Source organism: Microbispora sp. GKU 823 (genome assembly GCF_002027145.1).
Taxonomy (GTDB): domain Bacteria; phylum Actinomycetota; class Actinomycetes; order Streptosporangiales; family Streptosporangiaceae; genus Microbispora; species Microbispora siamensis.
Genome location: NZ_MWJN01000043.1, coordinates 34,700 through 58,981, shown reverse-complemented (window position 1 = coordinate 58,981; position 24,282 = coordinate 34,700). Strand labels below are relative to the sequence as shown.

Here is a 24,282-nt window from a genome sequence, read left to right as displayed (position 1 = left end):
GTTCTGGAGGGGTGGCCTTTCTCGTGTTGCGCAGACTCACGACCCTCGGTCTCGGCCTCGTCCTGCTCGCGGGGTGTGGGACCGAGGGCGTACGCGAGACTCCGGCCGAGCCGGGCGCCACGTCCCCGGCGACGGCCGAGATCACCACGGCCGACGCGCAGGCGGCCTTCGACGGCCTCGGCGACCTGTCCGGCGCCTGGAAGGACGGGGACTGCGCCACGATCGAGCAGCTCACGACCGGCGTGGAGCGCACGATCGACAGCCGCGTCTGCGCGGCCGCCCGCGACGGCCTTGCCGCTCCCGCCTTCCGGGTCTACCGGGATCCGGAGTTCCTGCTGCCCGCCCGGGAGGACGGAGAGGACGGCGAGGACGGCGCCTGGTTCGCCGTGCTGGCCCGCAAGCCCGAGCCGGCCTACTTCGTCTTCGTACGCGTGGACGGCCGATGGCGGCTCGGCGCCGGGCCGATCCCGCTCGTCGGGAAGGCGCCCGAGGTGGAGGACGGCGTGGACGGCCAGGTGACCGACGCCGCGGCCGACCCGGCCGCGGCCGTCGGGGCGCGGCTCGCGCCCACCCGGCACGTCGCGTTCCTCACCGATCCCGCCGGGGTGAGCGGCGACGGGGTCAGCGGGGTGCGCTTCGCGTCCGGCGACCCCATGCGCCGCCTTCTCACGGAACTGGTCCGCGCCCCCGGCAGGGTCCGTCCCGATCACCTGTCCACCGACGTACGCATCGAGGGACCGGCCCGCGCGCTCGCGCTGCCCGGCGGCGGGTCGCTGGTGTTCCACGCGCTGCGCGTCGTCTTCACCCAGAAGCCGGGCTCGGGCCGTCACTCCCTCGCCCACCCCCGCTACCGGGCGGCCGACGTACGCGTCTTCACGGGCGGCGCGCCCACGACCGTCACCGGCAGCGAGATCGTGGTGCTGGCCACCAAGGTGGCGAAGGACAACACGATGACGACGGTCGGCCTGCGCCGGGTCCTCGCCGACATCACCGAGGGCTCCGGCTGACAGGTCTTCCTCGCGCAATAGGTAGGCTGACGTGTCGTGAACAGCCCGAACGTTCCCCCTTCCGCACCCGTGACCGCGCCCGTGGTGGGCATGGTCGGCGCGGGCCAGCTGGCGAGGATGACGCAGCAGGCCGCGATCGCGCTCGGCATCGACCTGCGCGTGCTCGCGAACACCCGTGACGAGAGCGCCGCCAAGGTGATCGTGGACACCCGGCTGGGCGACTACCGCGACCTCGCCGATCTACGGGAGTTCGCGAAGGGATGCGACGCCGTCACCTTCGACCACGAGCACGTGCCGACCGAGCACATCCGGGCCCTGGCCGCCGACGGCCACGCCGTACACCCCGGGGCGGACGCCCTGGTCCACGCGCAGGACAAGGCGGTCATGCGGGAGCGGCTCACCGCGATCGGCGCGCCCTGCCCGGCCTGGGCCCGCGTCGAGGACCTGGCCGGTGTGGAGGCGTTCGCCGAGGAGCACGGCTGGCCCGTGGTGCTGAAGGCGGTGCGCGGCGGCTACGACGGCCGGGGCGTGTGGGTCTGCGAGACCCCCGACGAGGCGCGTGAGGTGCTCGGCACCGGTGTGGCCCTGCTGGCCGAGGCGTTCGTCCCGTTCGAGCGGGAGGTCGCCGTGCTGGTCGCCCGGTCCCCGCACGGCCAGGGCGTCAGCTACCCCGTGGTCGAGACCGTGCAGAAGGACGGCATCTGCGTCGAGGTCATCGCGCCCGCGCCCGGCCTGGGCGAGGAGGAGGCGGCGGACGCCCAGCGTGTCGCGCTCACGATCGCCCGCGACCTCGGCGTGACCGGGCTCCTCGCGGTCGAGATGTTCGTCACGAAGTCCGGGCTCGTGGTCAACGAGCTGGCCATGCGCCCGCACAACAGCGGCCACTGGACGATCGAGGGCGCCCGCACCTCGCAGTTCGAGCAGCACCTGCGGGCCGTGCTCAACCTGCCGCTCGGGTCGCCGTCGATGACCGCGCCGGTCGTCGTCATGGCCAACCTGCTCGGCGGGCCCGACCCCGACGTGTACTCCCGGTATGAGCACGTCATGGCCAACGACCCGGGCATCAAGATTCACTTCTACGGCAAGGACGTCCGGCCCGGCCGCAAGATCGGGCACGTCACCGCCCTCGGGACCGACCTGGACGAGGTGCGGGCCCGCGCTCACCACGCCGTCACCTGCCTGAGAGGACCTGTGGATGCCTGACGTCGGGATCGTCATGGGGAGCGACTCGGACTGGCCGGTGATGCGCCAGGCCGCCGAGGCGGTCGCCGAGTTCGGCGTGTCCTTCGAGGCCGACGTGGTGTCGGCGCACCGCATGCCCGCGGAGATGATCGAGTACGGCTCCCGCGCCGCCGGGCGCGGGCTGAAGGTGATCATCGCGGGTGCGGGCGGCGCCGCCCACCTGCCGGGCATGCTGGCCTCGGTCACCCCGCTGCCCGTGATCGGCGTCCCGGTGCCGCTCAAGTATCTGGACGGCATGGACTCGCTGCTGTCGATCGTCCAGATGCCGGCGGGTGTGCCCGTGGCGACCGTCGCCGTCGGCGGGGCCCGCAACGCGGGGCTGCTCGCCGTACGGATCCTCGCGGCGTCGGACGAGGGGCTGCGGCGGCGGATGGAGGAGTTCCAGGCCGCCCTGCGGGACCAGGCGCACGCCAAGGGCGAGCGCCTGCGCGCCGAGGCCGCGCGACTGGGCGAGTAGCGCTCGTCTCCGCGGCAGGGTGGTGCCGGGACCGTCGACGAGCGGACGAAGAACCGTCCCACCGATCTCGTGGTCGGTGGGACGTTCTCGCGACTGGGCTCAGCAGTTCGGGATGTCCCGGCCCGCGTTGTCCTTGGCCTCGTCGTTGCCCCATTTCGCGAGGTAGTACGCGGAGACGTAGGCGCCCCGGCCGTTCTTGCCGGGGTTCGTCCGGTCCAGGTCGGTTCGCAGCCACCAGTGGTTGAACTGGTTCCCGTTCCGGACTTCCGCACCCCAGACCCGGCAGTACACATAGTTGGTGCCCTTGTTGAGGGTGCCCTGCGGGTCGTCGGTGTTCGGCTCCCGGTATCCGATGGCGTTGGCGAACGTGTCGACCCAGTATTTCCCGCCTGTTCCGGGATCGCCGCCGCCCCCGAGCACCCGCGGCCGGTAGGCGTGGAACTCGCTGCCCGGCTTCAGTCCGTAGGTGAGGACGCGGTGGTCGGTTCCGTAACCGCCGCGCTGCTCGTAGGCCCAGTAGGACGTGCGCGCGGGGTTCGCCCAGCTCTCGAAGATCACCACGTGCCGGGTGTTGTTGTCGCCGGTGGCGTCGATGACGAGGTCACCGGGGAGCAGGTCGGACATCGCTATCGGGCTGCTCACCGCCGACGAGGCGAGGGCCACGGTGTTCAGGCCGGGAGGGTTGAGCCCGAGCGCCATCGAGGCGTAGCCGGAGCAGTCCGTGCGATAGCCGTTGTGGTACTTGCCCTGGTCGTACGGCACTCGCTGCGGAGTTCTCGGATTCCAGGTCTTCGCCCGGTCGATGACCCGCTGCCTGGCGTCGTCCGCCGTGTGGGTCCGGGGCAGGCCGGGAAGGCCGGATCGGGCCGGGGCCACGGCAGCCGCGGTGGGGCCGAATCCCACGCAGAGGGCCGCGGCGGCGATGCTGACCACGGCCATCCCGCGGAAGCGCCGCGGTCCGTTCGATGTGTTCACGTTGTTACTCCCCCGTGTGACCTGGAGGCGGCGGCCGGCCACCTCCAGATGCCGAGAGTAATAACGTGAACGCGCTCCGTCGGGTAACCGCCTCCGCTGACGTCTGTGAGTCGCAGGCGCGGTCGCCGGAGCCGGGATCAGGGGCGGCCGAGGGCGCGGTAGTCCCAGCCGGCGTCGCGCCAGGTGTCCGCGTCGAGCGCATTGCGGCCGTCGACGATCCTGCGAGCGGCGACGGCCGCGCCCAGCTCCTCGGGGTCGAGGGCGACGAACTCCTGCCACTCGGTGAGCAGCAGCACGACCTCGGCGCCCTGGGCGGCCTCCAGGGCCGACCCGGCGTACCCGAGGTGGGGGTGGGCCGCCCGCGCGTTGGACAGGGCGACCGGGTCGTAGACCGTGACCTGCCCGCCCTGCTCGGCGATCTTCACGGCCACGTCGAGCGCCGGCGAGTCGCGGATGTCGTCGGAGTTGGGTTTGAACGCCGCGCCCAGCACCGCCACCCTGCGGCCGTCGAACGCCCCGCCCAGGATCTCGCGGCTGAGGTCGACCGTCCGGGTGCGGCGGCGCATGTTGATCTCGTCGACCTCGCGGAGGAAGGCGAGCGCCTGGGAGGCGCCGAGCTCCTCGGCCCTGGCCGTGAACGCCCTGATGTCCTTCGGCAGGCAGCCGCCGCCGAAGCCGAGGCCGGGGTTGAGATACCTGCCGCCGATCCGCTCGTCGTACGACAGCGCCTGCGACAGCTGGGTGACGTCGCCGCCGGCGCCTCGCAGACCTCGGCCATGGCGTTGATGAACGAGATCTTCGTGGCCAGGAACGCGTTCGCGGCCGACTTCACCAGCTCGGCCGTGGGGAAGTCGGTCACGACGATGGGGACCTCGCCCAGGGGCGCGTAGACATCACGCAGCACCTTCTCGGCCCGCTCGGAGGCGACCCCGAGCACGATCCGGTCGGGGCGGAGCGTGTCCTGCACGGCGAAACCCTCACGCAGGAACTCGGGGTTCCAGGCCAGCTCGACCTGCATCCCGGCGGGCGAGAGCCGTACGAGCTTGTCCGCGAGGCGCTCGGCGGTGCCGACCGGGACCGTGGACTTGCCCACGACCAGGCACTCGCGGTCGAGGTGGGGAGCCAGCGACTCGACGACCGCGTCCAGGTAGGAGACGTCGGCGGCGTACTCGCCCTTCTTCTGGGGCGTGCCCACGCAGATGAAGTGGACGTCGCCGAACTTCGCCACCTCCTCATAGGAGGTGGTGAAGCGCAGCCTGCCCGAGTCGAGGTTGCGGCGGAGGAGCTCCTCCAGGCCGGGCTCGTGAATCGGCAGTTCGCCACGCTGCAACCGTTCGATCTTGCTCTGGTCCACGTCCAGACCGAGCACTTCGAAGCCCAGTTCGGCCATGCACGCCGCGTGCGTAGCACCCAGGTATCCGGTCCCCAGCACAGTGAGGCGGTACGGCACGGCATGCTCCCCTCTTACCGACTCTTTGTGATCTGGCATGGTACCGGCCCAGTCAACTGCCCTGTGAGCCACCTGGGCAAACCGGCGCCTTGGCCCCCACGGTACGGCTCCGGACGTGCTCGGTCGACGTCAGGCCACCACTTACTCGCCCCAGTCAGGGTGTTCTGTCAAGGAGGGGACCGTACTGACTGGTAACTTTCTAGTCGGACGTCCTAGTATCGGCGCTATGAGCTTCCCTCTCTACGCCCCCGCTGAGGAGCACGAGATGCTCCGCGAGACGGTCCGGGCCCTCGCCGACGAGAAGATCGCCCCGCGTGCCGCGGCGGCGGACGAGAACGAGGAGTTCCCCTGGGAGGTCTACAAGGACCTCGTCGCGGCCGACCTGCACGCCGTCCACATCCCCGAGGCGTACGGCGGTGCGGGTGCCGACGCGCTCGCGACCGTGATCGTGATCGAGGAGGTCGCCCGCGCGTGCGCCTCGTCCTCGCTGATCCCCGCCGTCAACAAGCTGGGCACCGTGCCGCTGCTGCTGTCGGCGTCCGAGGAGCTCAAGCAGCGCTACCTGACGCCGGTCGCGCGCGGGGAAGCCATGTTCTCCTACGCCCTGAGCGAGCCGGAGGCGGGCTCCGACGCCGCCTCGATGAAGACCAGGGCCGAGCGCGACGGCGACCACTACGTGCTCAACGGCACCAAGATGTGGATCACCAACGCGGGCGTGTCGGAGTACTACACGGTCATGGCCGTGACCGACCCGTCGGCCGGCGCCCGCGGCATCTCGGCGTTCGTGGTGGAGAAGGACGACGAGGGCGTCTCTTTCGGGCCCAAGGAGAAGAAGCTCGGCATCAAGGGCTCGCCCACCCGCCAGGTCATCCTGGAGAACGTCCGCATCCCGGCCTCGCGGATGATCGGTGAGCCGGGCACCGGGTTCAAGACCGCCCTCGCCACGCTCGACCACACCCGCATCACGATCGCCGCCCAGGCGCTCGGCATCGCCCAGGGCGCGCTCGACTACGCGCTCGGGTACGTCAAGGAGCGCAAGCAGTTCGGCAAGCCGATCGCCGACTTCCAGGGCCTGCAGTTCATGCTCGCCGACATGGCGATGAAGCTGGAGGCCGCCCGCCAGCTCACCTACGCCGCCGCGGCCAAGTCGGAGCTGGCGATGCACGGCACCCCGGTCAAGGACCTCACGTTCTTCTCCAGCGCCGCCAAGTGCGCCGCCTCCGACGCCGCCATGGAGATCACCACGGACGCCGTCCAGTTGCTGGGCGGGTACGGCTACACGCGCGAGTTCCCGGTCGAGCGCATGATGCGCGACGCCAAGATCACCCAGATCTACGAGGGCACCAACCAGATCCAGCGCATGGTCATGGCCCGCCAGCTCCTCAAGTAGTCCTTGAGCAGCGAAACCCCGCCTGCCGTATACGGGAGGCGGGGTTCGCCGCGGACCCGGATCACCTGCTCGTCGAAGTCGACGTCCTCCAGGGCGAGGCCGAAGAGCTTGCTTGCCGGAGCCCACAGGACGCCGCAGTCACCGGGACCGGACCGAATTCGTGGGCTGCGTGCAACTTTCAGGCTGTCCTCCTGAACCGCGGCCGGGTCGTTGCGAGGCGGCGAAGGGCTTGACCTGGAGACGCACCAAGTCAGGGGGGCCACGTTTCTTCGGTTCCGCCTGGCCGCCCGCCTCCGCGCGACTGCAGCGCCTTGACTCGGGTGAAGCGTCCGGTCAGGCTCCTCGACTGTTGACCGATGGATCGATTGACGGGAGCGTCGACGATGGGTGCTCAACGGCGGCGGAAGCTGCGATCGGCCACGACGCTCGGCGTAGCGGTGTCCTTCGTGGCGGGGACATTGACCGCCCAGGCGGCCCTGGACCCGGCTGCGGCGGCAGCGGGTCCTACGTTGTCGGTGGACCTTTCCGCCGCCCGGCACGCGATCAGTCCGGACATCTACGGCATGAACGGCGCCGACCCGGCGTTCGCCGCCGAGATCGGCCTGCCTGTGGCGCGCTGGGGCGGCAACGCGAGCACGCGTTACAACTTCAAGAACCACACCTACAACACGGGAAGCGACTGGTACTTCGAGAACATCGTCGCCGGGCCCGACAACACGGTCGAGGCGTTCGTCAAGACCAACCAGGACCGCGGCAGCAAACAGGTCGTCACCGTGCCGATGAGCGGGTGGGTGGCCAAGGACTCGCCCGCCCAGCACCCGTTCGCCTGCGGATTCCCTGCCAGCCGGTTCCCCGCTCAAGACGGATTCGACCAGTGGGACGCCGGCTGCGGCAACGGCAGGCTCAACAACGCGAACCTCACCGGGGCGGTGCCTGAGGACACCTCGATCCCGGTGGACGCCTCGTTCGACGGCGAGATGGTGTCGCATCTCGTGAGCCAGTTCGGTACGGCGGCGCGCGGCGGCGTGTCGATCTACGAGCTCGACAACGAGCCGGTGTTGTGGAACTCCACGCATCGCGACGTGCACCCCGAGGCGGTCTCGTACGACGAGCTGGGCAGCAAGAGCACCGCGACCGCCGCGGCCATCAAGGCTGCGGACCCGAGCGCGGCGGTGCTCGGCCCGTCCGGCTGGGGATACTGCGAGTGGGTTGCGTCCGGGGTGGACGGATGTGCGCCGGGCGCCGACGCGGCCGCGCACGGCGGGCTCAATCTGTCGCAGTGGTTCCTGAAGAACATGAAGGACTACAGCGACGCGCACGGCGGCAAGCGCATGCTCAACTACTTCGACCAGCACTACTACCCGCAGATCAACGGCGGGAAGGACCCGGAGTCCAACGCGTGGCGGCTGCGGTCCACGCGTTCGCTGTGGGACCCGACGTACGTCGAGGAGTCCTGGATCGGCCCCACGGGCGTGAACGCGCCGCCGCTGCAGTTCATCCGCAAGATGAAGGAGTGGGTCGCGCAGTACTACCCCGGCACGAAGACCGCGATCACCGAGTACAACTGGGGCGCGCTGGACGACATCAACGGCGCCCTGGCGCAGGCCGACGTTCTCGGCATCTTCGGGCGTGAGGGTCTCGACCTCGCGACCATCTGGGGCGAACCCCAGCCGACGCAGCCCGGCGCCTACGCGTTCCGGATGTATCGCAACTATGACGGCGCGGGGAGCCGGTTCGGCGACGTGAGCGTGTCGGCGGCCAGCAGCGATCAAGGGCAGCTGGCGGTGTACGGGGCGCAGCGCTCGCACGACAAGGCGCTGACCCTGATGGTCATCAACAAGACCGGCGGTGAGCTGACCTCACCGTTGTCGATCGCCGGACTGCACGGCAACGCCAAGGCGCAGCGATTCACCTACAGCCCGGCCGATCTCAACTCGATCGTGCGCGGTGACGATCTCATGGTGCACCAGGGCCGGGTCACTGCAACGTACCCGGCGAATTCGATCACCCTGCTGGTCTTGCCAGGGCAGCGGCGTTGATGGACGCTGATCGCCCGTTGCCGCCAACCGGCCTTCTGCTTACGAACAGCGACGAGTCACCGAGGGCCGCGAACGCTGACGACAACGTCGGCCACCACGAGCACGCGTAGGCGTCCGTACAGCAGCACTGACCTCGGGACGGGCGGGGTTCGCCGTATCCGGACGAGCCGTGTGAACGATCTGCGGCCACGTGCCCGCCCGTCCCTGCTCTCTACGTCATCCAACCTGTGGTCGTACGCGCCGCGAGGCGTCAGACGTTCAGGCCGGGACGTTGGCGCATGCGCCCGTCCGTGCCGAGTTCGAGGACCGTGTCGATCCCGATCCGTTCGAGGAACGTGAAGTCGTGGCTGACGACGAGGAGGGCTCCGCGGTAGGCGTCGAGCGCTTCTGCGAGTTGCTCGACGCTGGCGATGTCGAGGTTGTTGGTGGGTTCGTCGAGGATCAACAGCTGGGCGGGCGGCTCGGCCAGAAGGAGCTTCGCGAGCGAGACCCGGAAGCGTTCGCCGCCGGACAGGGTGCTGACCGGACGGTCGGCGCTGTCCCCGCGAAGCAGCAGACGGGCGAGCTGGTTGCGGATCGTTCCGGCCGGTGTGCCGGGGGCGACCGACTGCACGTTCGCCATGGCGCTCGCGTCCTCGTCGAGTCCGTCGAGGCGCTGGGGCAGGTAACCGATGAGATCGGTCAGGAGTCTCCCGTGTGCTCGGCCGGGAACCGGCGTTCCGCCGTGGACGAGCTGTTCGACCAATGTCGACTTCCCGGCCCCGTTCGGCCCGACGAGGGCGACTCGCTCCGGTCCCTGGATGACCACGGTGCGGTCTTCGTCGTGGAGCTCGGCCAGGCGGCGGCCACGCGGTACATCGGGATCGGGAAGCGTGAGGTTGATGTGCTCGTCCTCGCGGACGCGTGCGTCGGCGGCGTTCACGGCGGCCTGGGCGGCCTGGACCTTGTCGTCGAGGGTGGAGCGCAGCGATCCGGCGGATGCCTGCGCCTTGCTGGCCCGGTTGCCCGCCAGGATCTTCGGGATGCCTCCGTCCTTCTGCGTCTTCCTGGCGGTGCGCTCCCTGCGGGCGAGCTTGGTCTCGGCCTCGACCCGCTGGCGTTTCTCGACCTTGAGCGCCTGCTGGGCCGAACGAGCGGCCTGAACCGCCGCGGCCTGCTCTTGTTCCAGGTGCTCCTTCCAGGCGCTGTAGGGGCCACCGAAGGTGTCGAGGTTTCCGGCGTAGAGCTCGGCGGTGTTCTCCATGTGCTCCAGCAGATCGAGGTCGTGGCTGACGACGACGAGGGTCCCGGGCCATTCGTCCACGAACTCGGCGAGCTTGGCCCGGGTGGGCCGGTCAAGGTTGTTGGTCGGCTCGTCGAGCAGCGTGATCGGAGTGCGGCGGATGCGCAGGCCGGTGATGGCGATGAGCATCGCTTCTCCGCCGGAGACTTCGGCGATCCGACGGTCCAGATCCGCGGCGGTGAAGCCGATCTGGTGCAGCGCCTCGTCGGCTCGCGCCTCGATGTCCCAGTCGTCGCCGATGGTGTCGAAGTGCCGCTCGTCGACGTCGCCGGTCTCGATCGCTCTCATCGCCGAGAGGATGCCGTCGATGCCGAGGAGCCCGGCGACGGTCGTCTCCTGGTGGAGGGTGAGCGTCTGCGGCAGGTAGCCGACCTCGCCGATCGTGTCGATGTGGCCGGCTGTCGGGGTCAGGCTTCCGGCGATCAGTCGCAGCAGGGTCGACTTCCCGGCGCCGTTGCGGCCGATCAAGCCGGTGCGGCCGGTCGTGAACGTGCCGTTGACGCCGGAGAGCGCGACGCTGCCGTCGGGCCATTCGAACGTCAGGTCGCGGAGCGTGATGGCGGACTTAGTGGACATTGGTGGTGGTTCTCTTCTCTCTGCCCGTCACCGCGGGACGGGTGTGATGGGGATCAGCACGCTTGTCTTCCACCGCGCGCGACGACGGGTACGGGTGGCCGAGTGCCCATGCGGCAACGGAGGCGATCCCGGCGACGGAAGCCCCCGACATGCGACAACGGGCGGATCCGCTGCCGGAACGAAGAGAAGCCGGAGGGGCGACGAGATCGACATCAGGTGCGTTCGCAAGCACGGACTCGTAACCGAGGTCGGTGCGGTGCGAACGTGCCGGTGAGGTTCACGCAGGGAGGTCAACGCCACGAAGTGGCGGACCAACGGCCCTGCGGGGAGGGAATGGTCGTCACCGACGAGGGAGCGATGCTCCCCACAGGTGAAAGCCACCGGCAGTTCGGTGGCTAGATTCTGTCGACCTCAATCTCCATGGCCCGGATCGTATCAGTTGCGAGGGTCCTCTCGTTTCTGTCTCGACAGGGGGAGGCTGAGGTCCCCCTGACCTTCGCCGAATGGTTCGAATCACAAGAATCCGGGGCAAATGTGATCCCAATGTCATAAAGATCCGCCATCGTGGAGGAGTGCGAACGTGGCTCGGCGATCAGGTGAGGAAACGGCTGGGCACGTTCGGCCTGATCGTGCCCTCGATCGCGCAGTGTGCCGTGGGCGCGGCGCTGGCCTGGATCGTCGCCGTTCATCTGCTCGGTCACGCCCATCCCCTCTTCGCGCCCATCTCTGTGATGATCTGCGTGGGTCTGGGGTTCGGGCAGCGGCTGCGCAGGGTGGCCGAGCTGGTGGTCGGCGTCAGTCTGGGCGTGGGCATCGGCGACGTGCTGGTGTCCTGGATCGGCTCGGGCCCCTGGCAGTTGGCGCTCGTGATCGCGCTGGCGATGACCATCGCGGCGCTGCTGAACAGCGGTGAGCTGTTCGTGTCGCAGGTCGGGTCGTCCGCGGTGCTGGTCACCATGCTGGTGCCGGGCGAGGACGCGGGCGGACTGGACCGGATGGCCGACGCGCTCACCGGCGGCATCATCGGCCTCGCCGCGGTCGCACTGCTGCCCGCCAGCCCGCTCACCATCGCGGGCAGACATCTGGCCGGCGTGCTGGACGCCTTCTCCACCGTGCTGGAACAGGCGGCGGAGGCGATCGAAAAGGGCGATATGGACCTGGCCGCCGAGGCACTGGAGTCCGGACGCAGAACCCAGACCGCGGTCGAGGATTTCGCGGTGGCGCTGGAGAACAGCAAGGAGATCATCAGGATCTCGCCGCTGCGCTGGCATCACCGGGCCAGACTGGCCAGGTACACGACCGCCGCCGTGCCGGTGGACCTGGCGCTGCGCAACGCACGGGTGCTGGTCCGCCGGACGCTCGCGGCGATGGGGGAGGCGAGCCCGCCACCGGTCGCCCTGGCCGAGTTGCTGCGCGAGGTCTCGGAGGCGGCGCTGCTGCTCCAGCTCGAACTGGGGGCTGGACGCGAACCGATGTTGGCCAGACAGGCGTTGCTCGCGGTCGCCGCACGGGAGCGGCCCAAGAACCTGGGCTTCTCGGCGAACGTCATCATCGCGCAACTGCGCTCCATCGCCGTCGACCTGCTCGAGGCGACCGGGATGGATCACGACACGGCCTCGGCCGCGCTGACCCCGCTGGACGAGCTGAGCGACGAGAGCATGCGCGGCTGAGGCCGAACGCCCTGTTCACCGTCGTACTCAAGGCCCTGCGCCGAGCAACCAGATCCAGCGGATGGTCATGGCGCAACTCCGCCTCTGTGCTCGCGAGGCGGGGGTGTCGCCGCCTTGGCACCTCGTGATGACCGGTTCTGGAGACGGCGACGGTCAGTTCGGGCAGGCGTCGCGGCAGCCGCCGAAGCGCCCGGCGTCCGGCCGGACGAAGCGGGTCTCCTGCGTCCCCCGCAGCGCCTCGGTCATCGCCTTCTTCCAGATCAGGCCGGGCACCGACGTGCCGTCCACGTGGGAATAGCGGCGGCCGCCGATGGTGACGTCGATCAATGGGTACCGGTTCGCGCCGCGAGAGTCGCCGAGGCTGACGGCCGAGGCCAGGCCGGGGGTGTAACCGGCGTACCAGGCGGTGCGGAAGCCGTCGCCATCGCCGGGCATGCCCGCCGCCTCGCGGCCGACGCCCTTGAGCGCGCTCTTCGCCAGCACGTCCGTCAGCACTCCGGTGACCGCGTCGGCGACCGCCGGGTCCAGGACCTGCACGCAGTGCGCGGGAAAGGAGCGCCCGGCGCCTGCGCCGTCGCGGATCTCCGTGATCACCCTCGGCTCGCAGAAGCGGCCCCGGGCGGCGAGGGTCGCGTAAGAATTGGCCACCGAGACGGGGTCGGCCTCGGTGAGGCCCAGCGCGAACGTCTCAAACTCCTGCAGCGGTGACCCGTCGGCGCTCCTGAGCCCGAGCCGCAGGGCCATCTTGACGGTCTCGCACAGGCCGACCTTCTCCTGTAATCGCATGTAGAAGGTGTTCACCGCGTCCTGGGTGCCCGATCGCAGGGTGACGAAGCGGGTCCCGCCCTTCTCCCGGTTGTGGATGCTGTGGGTCGGATCGCCGACGGCCCGGTCCGCGCAGTCCTTGAACGCCGTGTAGCGCTGGGCACGGTACTCGTCGGAGACGACGAAGCCGTCGTCGTACCGGAGACCGGCGGCGAGCGCGGCGGCCAGGGCGTAGGGCATCGCCGTCGTGCCCTGGTGGAAGCCCGGCCCGTCGGCAGGCTCACGGTTGGCGGCCATGGCCTTGATGGCGCCTTCGCCGGGGACGATCATGACCTGGGTGGCGAGCTGTGGGTCGTCGCGGTGGACGTGAGCGTCGATGGCCCGCTGCGCCGCCCGCTGGAGCCGCTGGTCGATCGTCGTCTGGATCGTCAGGCCGTCACGGGTGAGCAGTTGCGGATCCTCCGCGAGAAGTTGCTCTCTGACCCGACGGCAGAGGTAGGGATATCCGCTGCCCGCGCAGTCGCCGGAGAACTCCTCGATGACGGCGCCCTCGGCATCCAGCAGCACGCTTTTCCGGGCCGCGGGGGAGGCGGAGGCCACAGGGGAGGCGGGGACGGCGGCGGTGGTGACCGAGGGCGCGGGCTCCTCATCCGCGCCGCCGCCCGCCGGGTCCCGCAACAGCAGGAGAACCGCGATCACCGCACCCGCCGCGGCGACGCCCAGGAAAACCAGAAATGCCTTCATCGTCGCCCTTCGGTCGCCCAAGGCCGCGTTTCCGCCATACTCCGATTGCCGCGCCGACCCGAAACGTCCATCCATGATGCAGTCCCCGCATCACACCGGCAAAATTGCCGCGGGTGCCTCGGCGGCCCATTCCTCCGCCGTCTGAAACCTGATTTCGGTGGCGTGCCAATGCCGAGAGACGTGCCGTTATTCGGTTTTCAGCCCCGCCGATGAACGATTCAATGGCCATCGGAAGCGTTCGCCGCCTCGCGCACACCGCCCTGTCACCGATCGGATGAACCATGACCTTGCTCGTGCACCTCACCCCGGCCAAGAACGTCCGGTCGATCCGGCGGGCGGGAATTCGTACCACCAGCCTCGGGCGGAACAATGTGACAGGCGTCTACTGCCTGCCGGTGCTGCCCTCCTACCAGATCACGTATCAGTGGGGCCGGGAGTTGCGGCGCAGTGGTCAGCGCACTCTTGTGGCCGTTCACTTCCGCATCCCGGATGACGAGCCGGTGTGGGTGGGCCACTACAACGCCCCGCCGGTCCGACTCGGCAGCGCCGCGGCCGCCGCCCTGATCGCGGCGGAGCAGGACGCCCGCGGATACGAACTGCTGGTTCCGCGTCCGATCCAGGCCGGCGAGATCCACCGCGTCAGGGGCGTGAACCAGGTGACCGGGTGGCGTTACCTGCCGAACGCCCACGGCAGGCCGCCCTGTGGATGCCCGGTCTGCAACCCCCGGGGAGCGTACGGCGCGGCCAAGATCCGCAAGGCGTACCTGGATGAATGAGCCCAGGTCGTTCCGATGACAGGCTCACCACATGCGCGAGTAGCGGGAATGGTCAGGCGGGCGGGGCGTCCGTCCTCGATACATCGCGGCGTGTAGCCGTCGTATATCCGGCGTCCCGTGCCGGTTCCTAGCGTGGTGGGCGACCCGCCCGCCCGACCGGGGATGAGGACGCCCGTGGCCTATCTCTTCGCTTTCTGCCGGCTGCTCACGGGGATCGTCTTCCTCATGTCCGCCCTGAGCAAGCTGCGCGGGCGGGCGGCGTACGAGGAGTTCACGGTGGCCACGCGCGCCCTCGTGCGCCTGCCGGCCCGGCCCGTCGCGGTGCTCGTCGTCGTCGCCGAGGCCGCCGTCGCGCCGCTGCTGGCGTGGCGGCCGACCGTGCTGGCCGGTTTCTGCGTCGCGCTCGGGCTGCTCGTGGCCTTCACCGTGGCCATCGGCGTCGCCCTGCGGCGCGGCAGGCGGGTCCCCTGCCGCTGCTTCGGCGCCTCCGCCGTCCCGGTGGGCCCCGGTCATATGGCACGCAACGCCGTGCTCATCGTGGCAGCGGCGGCCGGAGCGATCCAGGCCGGGACCGGGGCGATTCAGGCCGGGACCGGATTCGCCCTCGCGGGCCTCGGCCCGGCCGGGCTCGCCGCGGTCGCCCTGGCGGCCGGAGCCGCGGCGGTCCTGCTGTCCGCGATCGGCGAGATCGCCGGTCTCTTCACCAGTTCACCCTGACGGAGGTAGTCCCTCATGCCGTTCCTGACAGCGCTCGTCCTGGGCGTCGGCGTCCTGTGCCTGATCGACCTGGTGCTGACGGTCGGGGTGATCCGGCGGTTGCGGGCGCACGAGGAGATCCTGACGGCGAGGCCGTCCGCGTTCCCGTCGATCGTGCTCCCACCCGGGGCGGTGATCGGCGGCTTCTCCGCGGAGAGCACCGACGGCGTCCGGGTCTCCGACGAGACGCTGACCGAGCCGGTCCTCATCGGCGTCTTCTCGCCCGACTGCCCGGCCTGCCACGACCGCCTGCCGCAGTTCGCCGAGCGCGCGCGATCCGTCCCCGGAGGACGCCGCAACGTGCTGGCCGTGCTCGTCGGTACGGAGGAGGAGGTGGCGGACCAGCGGCGGACGCTGGAGCCGGTCGCCCTCGTGCTGATCGAGAAGCACGGCACCGGCCTGACGAAGGCGCTGCAGGTGAACGGCTTCCCGTCCCTCGCCCTGGTCGACGAGAACGGGAGGGTCGTCGCCAGCGGGAGCACCCTGGAGGACCTCGACAAGATTCCCGCGCACGCGTGACGGCGCGGGTGCGGGGCGCCGCCGGAGCGCGGGCCGTGGCCACCGCTCTCGGCCTGGCCTGGCGGGCGAGCAGGGCGCTGACCATCGCCTTCGCCGTCCTCAGCACGCTCATGGCCGTCCTGCCGGTGACGATCGCCTGGTGCACCAAGCTGGTCCTCGACGAGATCGCCGACGGCCGGGCCGGGGCCGGCGTGACGGCGGCTCTGGGCGCCGCGCTCGCCGGGTGCGGGGTGCTGACGGCGCTCGGGCCGCAGATCGTCCAGTACGTCAGGGACGAGAGCGGGCGCAGGATCGGCCTCGTCGCCCAGGACAGCCTCTTCAGGGCCACCGAGCGGTTCGTCGGCCTCGCCCGGTTCGAGGACCCCGCGTTCCTCGACCGGATCAGAATGGCCCAGCAGTACGGCGGGGCGACCCCGGGCATGGTGGTCTCCGCGGCCCTGGGCACCGCCAGGACGGCGATGACCGGTGCCGGATTCCTCGTCTCTCTCGTGACGATAAGCCCCTGGATGGCCGTCCTCGTGGTCGGCGCCGCGGCTCCGTCTCTGGCCGCGGAGCTCTGGCTGTCGCGGCGGCGAGCCGCGATGCTGTGGGGCATCGGGCCGGTCGAGCGCCGCGAGTTCTTCTTCGGCCAGCTTCTCGTCAACGTCCAGGCGGCCAAGGAGCTGAGGCTCTTCGGCATCGGGGCGCACCTGCGCGGGCTCATGAATGCCCAGCGGCGGGCCGCGAACGCCGAGCGGAGCCGCACCGACCGGCGCGAGCTGGGCGTCCAGGCCGTCACCGGCACGACGGCCGCGCTGGCGGCCGGGGGCGGCCTGCTGTGGGTTCTCGTCTCCGCGGCGAACGGCACGGGCGGGGTCGGTGACGTGGCGCTGTTCGTGGCCGCCGTCGCCGGAGTCCAGGCGGCGGCCGGCGGTCTCGTCCTCGAACTCGTCACCGTGCACCAGCAGGTGCTGCTTTTCGGTCACTACCTCGCCGTCCTGGACGCCGAACCGGACCTGCCGGTCCCGGCCCGGCCCCGGCGGGCGGGCCCGCTGCGCCGGGGAATCGAGCTGAAGGACGTGTGGTTCCGCTACTCGCCCGGCCACCCCTGGACCCTGCGCGGCGTCAGCCTGACCATCCCGTACGGCACTGCGGTGGCGCTCGCCGGCAGGAACGGTGCGGGCAAGAGCACGCTGGTCAAGCTCCTGTGCCGGATGTACGACCCGGAACGCGGCTCGGTCCGGTGGGACGGGATCGATCTCAGGGAGTTGGACCCGGCGGAGCTGCGCGCGCGGATCGGGGCGGTGTTCCAGGACTACATGGAGTACGACCTGACCGCGGCCGACAACATCGGCCTGGGCGATCTCGCCGCGATGGACGACCGGGGGAGGATCGAGGCGGCGGCCCGGCGGGCGGGCGTGCACGGCGTCGTGAGCGGCCTGCCCCGGGGGTACGACACCATGCTGTCCCGTGTCTTCGCCGATCCCGCGCAGGACGGCGGCGACGTGGGCGTCCACCTGTCGGGCGGGCAGTGGCAGCGGCTCGCCCTCGCCCGCGCCTACCTGCGGGGCGAGCGTGACCTGCTGATCCTGGACGAGCCCAGCTCGGGCCTCGACGCCGAGGCGGAGCACGAGATCCACCAGGGCCTGCGGGAGCACCGCCGCGGTCGCACGAGCCTGCTGATCAGCCACCGGCTCGGCGCCGTGCGCGACGCGGACCACATCGTGGTCCTCGACGGCGGACAGGTCGCCGAGCAGGGCACGCACGCCGGGCTGCTCGCGCGCGGCGGGATCTACGCTCATCTGTTCGCCCTTCAGGCCGAGGGATATCGGCAGCGGGAGGACCGGGACGCCGGGGCCCCGCGCGACCGGCTCTCGGGGGCACGATGACACCCGTCCTGCTCGTCCTGCTCGCATCGGCGCTCGGGGGCGGCGCCGTGACGGCGGCCCGGCGGACCCTGCGCGTCGTCGAGGTGCACGGGGAGAGCATGAAGCCCGGTCTGCGGCCCGGTGACCGGGTCCTCGTGCGCAGGCTGCGGCCCGGCCGGTCCGGTCGGTTTGGCCGGCGCGTCCGGCGCGGGGACATCGTCGTCATCTCCCGGGTGGGCCCGGGGGAGGGACTCACGCTCGACGGCGGCACGAACCTGGTGATCAAGCGGGCCGCGGCCGTGGCGGGGGGATCCGATCCCTCCGGGATTCGAGGCGCTGGGAGAGGCCCGAGTGCCACCGGGGCGGTTGCTCGTCCTCGGGGACAATCCGTCGCGCAGCACCGACTCCCGGCAGTGGGGACTGCTCCCGGAAAGCAGGATCACGGGTGTCGTGCTCCGGCGGTTGAACGCGTGAACCAGGTGAAGCCGATACAGGAAGTCGTGTATCGCAGTGGTACGTCCGCGAACGAAGCCACTCCTAATGTCGGTCACCGAAAAGGAGCCCTTCAAAAGGAGGAACTGAATGACACGGACGATTCAGCGGCTGGCGGACCGGATGGTCGCCCGGCTGGTTCCGGCCACCCGCGCGGAGGCGATCAACTGCTGGTACGAGGGCTCAACCTGCGTCCAGCGTTACTGCTGCAGCGGGTCGGAGATCCCCGGCGGCCGCTACTGCACGTCGTGGCAGTACCTCTGCTAGACGAGCACGGCGGAGCGCCCCATTGAACAAACAGCGCCCCTTGGACAAGGGGCGCTCCGCTCTCGCGGCGCCACCCTAAATGAGGGCTGCCGAATCACCGCTCTCGCGTTTTCCGGCGGCTCGGGCGATCTCCATGGCGTACAGGCGGGTGAGGTCGTTCATCCGATAGCGGTCGGGGGCCGTCGACGTCGTCAGGCGGAGATCGGCCAGCCTGCCGAGCGCCGCCCACGCCGTGCGCCGGTCGCATCCGAGGAGCGCCGCCGCGGTCGCCGACCCGCACTCGGCCATGCCTCGCTCGCCGAGGCGGTGGAACAGGGCGAGCGCGCTGCCGTCCGCCGTTCCCGTGCGTCGCCGCAGAGCCTGGTAGTCGAGGTCCAGGGCGCTCCGCACGGAAAGGTCACCGCAGGTCAGCAGGTCGAGCCGGTGCTCCTCGTCGGCCAGCATGTCGGCGAACGCCGCCAGCGTCCACTCCCGCCTGACCGCCAGTCGCTTGCCCGCGATCCCCAGCGCGAGCGGCAGGTTGTCGCAGAGCCGGGCCACTCTTCTCACCTGCTCGGGGTCGACCCGCTCCCGGCCGCAGAGCCGGACCAGCAGCTCGTACGCCGCGTCGTCCCTCAGGGGGGCGAGGGGCAGGTGATCGACATCGTCGAGCGCCGCGAGCACCGTCCTGCTGGTGATGACGAACCGGCAGCCGGGAGCGGCGCCGAGCAGCGGGCGCACTTGCCCCTCGTCGGTCACGTTGTCGAGGAGGACGAGCACGCGCCTTCCGGCCGTGGCGGTCCCGAGCTGGAGCACCGCGTCGTCGAGGTCCGGAGCGATCTGGTCGTCCGCCAGCCCCAGCAGGCCCAGCAGCCGGGTCAGCGTCTCGTACGCACCGGGCCGGGGAAGGGCCCGCAGGTCGACGTGGAACACCCCGCCGGGGAAGCCGGGCGCCGCCGTCCGGACGGCACGGAGGGCCAGGGCCGACTTGCCCACCCCCGCCTGGCCGTGCACGGCGACGGGCCGCGGAGGTGAGGCGGTGATCGCCGCGACGATCTCCCGCAGCTCCGGATCCCGGCCCACGAGACATCCGGGACCCGCGACCGGTGTCCGATTCGGCCCCGCTTCCGGCGCAGGCGCCGCGCGGGACGGGCCGAGGGCGGGAAGGATGGGTTCCGCCCGGAGCGCGGGGTCCCGGTTGAGTATGCCCCGGTGCAGCTCGGCCAGCTCCGGCCCGGGCTCGACGCCCAGCTCCTCCGCCAGGAACGTTCGCGCCTGCCCATAGGCGGACAGGGCGGCCGCGGAGTCGCCGGTGCGATACAACGCGAGCATGAGGCTGCCCCACAGCCGCTCCCTGGTGGGATGGGCGGCCACCGTCTCACGGAGCTCCGGCACCGCGTCGGCGTGCTCGCCCAGCATGAGGCGGGCCTCGGCCTGCGCCTCCAGGGCCAGGCAGCGCTGCTCGGCGAGCGCGTCCAGGCGCGGGCCGAGCGCCGCCGATCTGGGCACGTCCTCGGCCGGTGCGCCCCGCCACCGCGTGAGGGCCGCCGACAGGTGCCGCAGCGCCGCCTCCGGCCGCCCGGCGGACAGCGCCTTCCTGCCCTGCCGCAGGGCGTCGGCGAACTCGATCACGTCGAGCTCGCCGGCGTGCACGGTGAGGACGTAGCCGGGCGGCCGAGCCGTCAGCCGGTCGCCTTCGCCGAGCGTGCTTCGCAGGCGGTTGACGTAGGTGCGGACGTTGGCGACGGCGGAGCGGGGCGGCTCCTCGTCCCACACGGCCGTGACCAGCCGGTCGATCGACACGACCCGGTTGGGCTCGAGCAGCAGCGCGGTCAGCAGGGCGCGCTGCTTGGGCGAGCCGAGCGGGACCGGCCTGCCGTCCCTTCTGACCTCGACCGGGCCCAGCAACCCGAACCTGAGGTTCAATCCGCCCTCCGGAAGCCCGAGAGGGCGGGCGTACGCTTCCAACCGCGTGATCGGTGCACGAGGGGACCTCCGTAGGCGTCGGGACGCCACGAAGATCCCTGCTCCTCGCGCGCCCTCACAAGTCCGGCGAGCGTCCGGAACAGTTCCGGATCACGTCTACCGGGGCAAGTGCGTGATTAGGGGGGAACCAGGCGGGAACCGACTACCGCATGACGGGTACGGGCGACGAGGGCCTGTCCGACCGCGTTATCCAGGTGGCGACCCGCCTGTTCGCCGGGCTGGGCTACGACGGCACGGACATGCGGCAGATCGCCGACGCCGCGGGCACGGATGTGGCCTACGTCAGGCGGCGGTTCGGCGAAAAGCGCGAGATCTACCTCGAGGTCATGGATCGCATGAACAGCGCGCACAACGCCGTCCTGGAAAAAGGGGTCAAGGACATCGTCAGCGCCTCGCCCGAACAGAAGATCTTCGCCCTGCACCGGCTCCTCGACCGATACATCGACTTCTGCCGCAAACAGCCGGAGTATCCGGCGCTCTACACCCACAGGTGGCTTTCCGACGCCACCGACATCCCCGAGCTGGAGCCGATGTACGCCGCGCCGGCGGCGCAGTTCGTGATCGACACCATCGCCCCCCTGGTCACCGCTCCCGACGTGGACGTCGACTACACCATCAACTCGGTGATCTGGTGCGTCCACAGCTTCGTGCAGAGCGGCGTGTACGACCGGTCGGGCCGGCGCTACGACCACGACCATCCCGGCGCGCTGTGGCGCTTCCGCAGCTATCTGCATCAGATGGTCCACCGCACGCTCCGCCTGCCGGGGGAGCCCCCGCCGTTGGAGCGTCCCTCCCGCAGGTGAGACGGCCCGTCGCCGACGCTCACCGGCCGGGCCGGGGCGCAGGGCCCTGCATCCGTGCGGTCAGGACGTCCGTCCCGGGACCGGACAGGCCGGCCAGACCGGCCGGACGCCCCGTCGCGATCAGGAGCAGGTCGCCGGCCGCGCCGCTGATCTCCTGCCCGCTGCCGGAGGTCCAGTCCACGTCGGTGGCGACCAGGTGAAGGTCCGCGAGACGCGCGGGCGCGTCGTAGAAGCGGTTGCCGGCGACGTAGGTCAGGGCGGCGACCGCGGGGCCCGCCGGGAGCGGCCGGTCACGGTGGAGCGGGCGGGCGATGTCCTGCCCGTGCACCAGCAGGTCCACCAGCGGATCCAGCGGTCCGCTGCCGGGCATGCGGCGCGGCGACGTCGCGCTGCCGCGCAGCTGCGCGATGAGATCGGCCGGAGTGGATCTCCGCGCGCGTGTCCGGGCACGCCTGTCGGTCATGCGGTGGAAGTCGCCGCGGGCGCGGGCCATACCGGCCACCATGTCCAGCACCGTGGTGCGGGTGGTGGTCGTCAGGTGGGCCACCACGTCCTTCACCGTCCAGCCCGCGCACAGCGAGGGGGTTGCCCACTCGGCGTCGTCCAGCTCTTCCAGCAGGTCGCACAGGCTCATCCGCTCGTTCGTGATCGCGTCGCGCACGGCATCGGCGTCCATTCGCCGCTCCTTCCGTCCCGTCCCGACTGATGTATACACTGTGAACAATCTGCAATGTGCACACTGTAGACATCCACGAAGGCGTCAGGCAAGCATGAAGAGAACCTCGCCGGGCTACCACCACGGCAACCTGCGTTCGGCCCTGATCGAGGCCGCTCTCGATCTCGCCAGAGACAAGGGCGCCGGTGCTCTGGGCCTGCGCGAGGTGACCCGCGCGGTCGGGGTGAGTCCCAACGCCGCCTACCGGCACTTCGCCGACCTGCGGGCGCTCGTCCTCACCGTCGCGCTGGAGGCCCGGCACCGTCTCGCGCGCGCCATCATCGACCGGCTCGACACGATCGCGCCCGGCCTCGACCCCGCGCGGCGATCCACGGAACGGCTGCGCACCTTCGGGCTGGCGTACGTGGAGTTCGCCCAGTCCACTCCCGGCTGGTACGAGCTCGCCTGCGCCTCACAGGAGGCGCCGCCGGACGGAGTCGAGGAGGGGGGCCCGCCCCCGCCCCACCTCATCCTGCTCGGCATCCTCGACGAGATGACGCGGGCGGGAGTCATGGCACCGGCTCGCCGTACCGGTGCCGAGTGGTCGTGCTGGTCCACTGTTCACGGCCTCGCCGAGTTGCGCGTCCACGGGCCGCTCCAGGCGCTGTCCGGGGAGGAGGCCGTCCGGCTGGCCCGCCTCGCGCTGGACACCCTCATCCAGGGCCTGACCGCGAAGTCATGATCCTGAGCGATGGCTGACGCCCCTCCTGGGACGTCCGGGCGGGGCCGCCGGGTTTCCGGGCTGTTGACGATGTCCCACCTCCTGATCTAACTTCGTCTCTGTAGGGGACGAAGTTAACGCAGCGTCTTTGCGGGGCTTCGTCGTGCCCGTGGTAGTAATGAGATCCGCGGAGGAGGACGTACAGACAGAGTTGGTGCACCATGACCGAGCGGTACCTCGGCGTCGTCGGCATCGGCGAGGCGCTGGGCGTGAGCCGGCACGCGGTGCACAAGTGGCGCTCCCGCTATCCCGGCGATTCGGAGCACCCGTTCCCCGACCCCGACGTCGAGGTCGACGGCACGCCCGGCTGGCGGCCTGACCGGCTGGCGGAGATCATCGAGTGGCGCAACGGCCTGCCGGGCCGTGGCGCGGGCGGCGGACGTCCTACCGCCGCACGACAGGAGTACCTGAAAGAAGCGGCGGCGCGAGGCCTGGACCGGGACGAGGCGCTGCGCGCGCTCGTCACGTTGTCCGAAGAGTTTCCCGAGATGACCGAGCCGGAAATCTGTGCCTGGCTCATCGGGCACTGGCGGAGATAGCACTTTCCCCGATCAATTCCTGAGCGAAGGCGATGACGCATGCCCGAAATCGGCGGCGAGACCGCACCCGGATTCGAAGCGGTACGTGAGGCCTTCGCGGCCAACCTGGCCGGCGGACAGGAAGTAGGCGCCGCGGTCGCCGTCTACCTGCACGGCCGGAAGGTCGTCGACCTGTGGGGCGGGATCGCCGACCCCGAGACCGGCCGCCGCTGGGAGCGCGACACCCTGCAGGTCGTGTTCTCCACCACCAAGGGCGTCACCGCCGCCTGCGCGCACCTGCTGGCCGAGCGGGGCGAACTGGACCTGGACGCCCCCGTCGCCGACTACTGGCCGGAGTTCGCGGCATGCGGAAAAGACCGGATCCCGGTCCGCTGGCTGCTCACCCACCAGGCAGGCCTGCCCGCGCTCGATCGCCCGATCACTCCGGCGGAGGCGATCGCCTGGCACCCGATGGTGACCGCGCTGGCCGCCCAGCGGCCGTTCTGGGAACCGGGCACCGCGCACGGCTACCACGCCCACACGTACGGCTGGCTGGTCGGGGAAGTGGTCCGCAGGGTGACCGGCCGGAGCCTCGGCACGTTCCTCGCCGAAGAGATCGCCGCACCGCTCGGCCTTGACCTGTGGATCGGGCTGCCGGAATCCGAGCGGCACCGGGTCAGCCGGATCGTCGCCGCCCCGATCGACCCCGGTGCTTTCGCCGCGATCGACCTGGACGCCCTTCCCGAGCCCGCGCGCGAGGTGATGAGGGCCTACACCGATCCCACGTCGCTGACGATGCGGGCCATGACCGTCGTCACGCCGATGCTGAACCACGACGACCCCGCCGAGCAGTTCGCCGAGATGCCCTCGACCAACGGCATCTGCACCGCTCGCGCGCTGGCCCGCTTCTACGCCGCGCTCATCGGCGAGGTCGACGGGCACCGCATCCTCTCACCCGGCACTCTGGCGGCGGCGACCGCCGAACAGGTCAGCGGGGTGGACCGCGTCCTGCGGGTGCCAGTCCGGATCGCCACCGGTTTCGGCCTGCCGACACCCGACGCCTTCTGGTACAGCCCGACCGCCTTCGGGTTCCCCGGCTACGGCGGATCGCTCGGCTTCGCCGATCCGGCGACCGGCCTGGCCTTCGGCTACGTCATGAACCACATCCAGGAAGGCGTACCTGACCGCAGGGCCGCCACGCTCCTCGACGCGGTCCGCGGCGCGATCGGGACGCAGGCCCGGTAGCACCAGTCATCCGCCTGATCGGCCTTGGCGACATCTACGCCCTGGGGGAGTTCGGCTGAGG

Annotated in this window: 21 protein-coding genes and 2 pseudogenes; 17 read left to right on the top strand and 6 right to left on the bottom strand. The window is 70.7% G+C overall.

The window, feature by feature from the left end; all coding sequences use genetic code 11:
• Positions 1-23: 23 nt before the first annotated feature.
• From B1L11_RS22790 to purE, 3 genes are read left to right on the top strand one after another with little or no spacing between them, the layout of a single operon-like run.
• Positions 24-1,007, top strand: coding sequence for a hypothetical protein (locus tag B1L11_RS22790; RefSeq protein ID WP_143737462.1), 984 nt, complete (start codon positions 24-26; stop codon positions 1,005-1,007).
• Between the two features lie 36 nt (positions 1,008-1,043).
• Entirely contained in the window at positions 1,044-2,210 is a 1,167-nt protein-coding gene (locus B1L11_RS22785; protein WP_079316360.1) for a 5-(carboxyamino)imidazole ribonucleotide synthase, read from the top strand.
• Positions 2,203-2,706, top strand: a complete 504-nt coding sequence (gene purE, locus B1L11_RS22780; protein WP_079316359.1) for a 5-(carboxyamino)imidazole ribonucleotide mutase — start codon at positions 2,203-2,205, stop codon at positions 2,704-2,706. The genes B1L11_RS22785 and purE overlap by 8 nt, the downstream gene beginning before the upstream one ends.
• A gap of 99 nt (positions 2,707-2,805) precedes the next feature.
• On the opposite strand, the gene B1L11_RS48530 is transcribed toward purE, so the two are convergent.
• Positions 2,806-3,681, bottom strand: a complete 876-nt coding sequence (locus tag B1L11_RS48530; protein WP_218671260.1) for a hypothetical protein — start codon at positions 3,679-3,681, stop codon at positions 2,806-2,808.
• A 137-nt stretch (positions 3,682-3,818) separates the two neighbouring features.
• Positions 3,819-5,170: pseudogene (locus tag B1L11_RS22770) on the bottom strand (UDP-glucose/GDP-mannose dehydrogenase family protein).
• A gap of 187 nt (positions 5,171-5,357) precedes the next feature.
• On the opposite strand from B1L11_RS22770, the gene B1L11_RS22765 reads away from it, so the two are divergent.
• Together B1L11_RS22765 and B1L11_RS22760 are read left to right on the top strand one after the other, a co-directional pair.
• Entirely contained in the window at positions 5,358-6,521 is a 1,164-nt protein-coding gene (locus B1L11_RS22765; protein ID WP_079316357.1) for an acyl-CoA dehydrogenase family protein, read from the top strand.
• A gap of 383 nt (positions 6,522-6,904) precedes the next feature.
• A complete protein-coding gene (locus B1L11_RS22760) occupies positions 6,905-8,560 on the top strand; it encodes a glycoside hydrolase family 44 protein (RefSeq protein ID WP_079316356.1) in 1,656 nt (551 codons plus the stop codon).
• A gap of 250 nt (positions 8,561-8,810) precedes the next feature.
• Here B1L11_RS22760 and B1L11_RS22755 read toward each other — a convergent pair whose 3' ends face one another.
• Positions 8,811-10,418 (bottom strand): ABC-F family ATP-binding cassette domain-containing protein, encoded by a 1,608-nt coding sequence (locus B1L11_RS22755; RefSeq protein WP_079316355.1) that lies wholly within the window; start codon positions 10,416-10,418, stop codon positions 8,811-8,813.
• Positions 10,419-10,990: 572 nt separating this feature from the next.
• Here B1L11_RS22755 and B1L11_RS22750 point away from each other — a divergent pair.
• Positions 10,991-12,088 carry an aromatic acid exporter family protein gene (locus B1L11_RS22750; RefSeq protein ID WP_079316354.1) on the top strand — a complete coding sequence of 366 codons (1,098 nt, stop codon included), beginning with the start codon at positions 10,991-10,993 and terminating at the stop codon, positions 12,086-12,088.
• A 153-nt stretch (positions 12,089-12,241) separates the two neighbouring features.
• On the opposite strand, the gene B1L11_RS22745 is transcribed toward B1L11_RS22750, so the two are convergent.
• Positions 12,242-13,597, bottom strand: a complete 1,356-nt coding sequence (locus B1L11_RS22745) for a hypothetical protein (protein ID WP_079316353.1) — start codon at positions 13,595-13,597, stop codon at positions 12,242-12,244.
• A 281-nt stretch (positions 13,598-13,878) separates the two neighbouring features.
• On the opposite strand from B1L11_RS22745, the gene B1L11_RS22740 reads away from it, so the two are divergent.
• The 7 genes and pseudogenes from B1L11_RS22740 (at position 13,879) to B1L11_RS51655 (ending at position 18,254) form a co-directional block, all read left to right on the top strand.
• Complete coding sequence (locus tag B1L11_RS22740; RefSeq protein ID WP_079316352.1) at positions 13,879-14,373, top strand: hypothetical protein; 495 nt, start codon at positions 13,879-13,881, stop codon at positions 14,371-14,373.
• 174 nt (positions 14,374-14,547) lie between these two features.
• A complete protein-coding gene (locus B1L11_RS22735; RefSeq protein WP_179155274.1) occupies positions 14,548-15,090 on the top strand; it encodes a MauE/DoxX family redox-associated membrane protein in 543 nt (180 codons plus the stop codon).
• Between the two features lie 15 nt (positions 15,091-15,105).
• Positions 15,106-15,648: a redoxin domain-containing protein gene (locus B1L11_RS22730; RefSeq protein ID WP_079316350.1), complete on the top strand. Its 543-nt coding sequence runs from the start codon at positions 15,106-15,108 to the stop codon at positions 15,646-15,648.
• On the top strand, positions 15,645-17,516 hold the full coding sequence (locus B1L11_RS22725; RefSeq protein WP_239108562.1) for an ABC transporter ATP-binding protein: 1,872 nt from the start codon (positions 15,645-15,647) through the stop codon (positions 17,514-17,516). The genes B1L11_RS22730 and B1L11_RS22725 overlap by 4 nt, the downstream gene beginning before the upstream one ends.
• A pseudogene (locus B1L11_RS51660) lies at positions 17,513-17,791 on the top strand (S26 family signal peptidase); the annotation flags it as partial. The gene B1L11_RS22725 and the pseudogene B1L11_RS51660, both read left to right, overlap by 4 nt.
• A gap of 55 nt (positions 17,792-17,846) precedes the next feature.
• Positions 17,847-17,969, top strand: a complete 123-nt coding sequence (locus tag B1L11_RS55060; protein ID WP_372974711.1) for a S26 family signal peptidase — start codon at positions 17,847-17,849, stop codon at positions 17,967-17,969.
• A gap of 108 nt (positions 17,970-18,077) precedes the next feature.
• Positions 18,078-18,254 (top strand): hypothetical protein, encoded by a 177-nt coding sequence (locus B1L11_RS51655; protein ID WP_179155273.1) that lies wholly within the window; start codon positions 18,078-18,080, stop codon positions 18,252-18,254.
• A gap of 75 nt (positions 18,255-18,329) precedes the next feature.
• Here the strand turns inward: B1L11_RS51655 and B1L11_RS22715 are convergent, their stop codons facing one another.
• Positions 18,330-20,159 carry a BTAD domain-containing putative transcriptional regulator gene (locus B1L11_RS22715; protein WP_143737460.1) on the bottom strand — a complete coding sequence of 610 codons (1,830 nt, stop codon included), beginning with the start codon at positions 20,157-20,159 and terminating at the stop codon, positions 18,330-18,332.
• Positions 20,160-20,368: 209 nt separating this feature from the next.
• On the opposite strand from B1L11_RS22715, the gene B1L11_RS22710 reads away from it, so the two are divergent.
• Positions 20,369-21,022 carry a TetR/AcrR family transcriptional regulator gene (locus B1L11_RS22710; RefSeq protein ID WP_079316348.1) on the top strand — a complete coding sequence of 218 codons (654 nt, stop codon included), beginning with the start codon at positions 20,369-20,371 and terminating at the stop codon, positions 21,020-21,022.
• Positions 21,023-21,041: 19 nt separating this feature from the next.
• Here the strand turns inward: B1L11_RS22710 and B1L11_RS22705 are convergent, their stop codons facing one another.
• The gene (locus tag B1L11_RS22705; RefSeq protein ID WP_079316347.1) at positions 21,042-21,698 is read right to left on the bottom strand and encodes a maleylpyruvate isomerase family mycothiol-dependent enzyme; all 657 of its coding nucleotides are present in this window, start codon (positions 21,696-21,698) and stop codon (positions 21,042-21,044) included.
• 94 nt (positions 21,699-21,792) lie between these two features.
• Between B1L11_RS22705 and B1L11_RS22700 the strand changes: the two genes are divergently transcribed.
• The 3 genes from B1L11_RS22700 to B1L11_RS22690 all read left to right on the top strand — a co-directional run bounded on the left by B1L11_RS22700 (position 21,793) and on the right by B1L11_RS22690 (position 24,221).
• On the top strand, positions 21,793-22,419 hold the full coding sequence (locus B1L11_RS22700) for a TetR/AcrR family transcriptional regulator (RefSeq protein WP_079316346.1): 627 nt from the start codon (positions 21,793-21,795) through the stop codon (positions 22,417-22,419).
• Positions 22,420-22,619: 200 nt separating this feature from the next.
• Complete coding sequence (locus B1L11_RS22695) at positions 22,620-22,997, top strand: hypothetical protein (protein ID WP_079316345.1); 378 nt, start codon at positions 22,620-22,622, stop codon at positions 22,995-22,997.
• Positions 22,998-23,036: 39 nt separating this feature from the next.
• Positions 23,037-24,221 carry a serine hydrolase domain-containing protein gene (locus B1L11_RS22690; RefSeq protein WP_079316344.1) on the top strand — a complete coding sequence of 395 codons (1,185 nt, stop codon included), beginning with the start codon at positions 23,037-23,039 and terminating at the stop codon, positions 24,219-24,221.
• Positions 24,222-24,282: the final 61 nt, after the last annotated feature.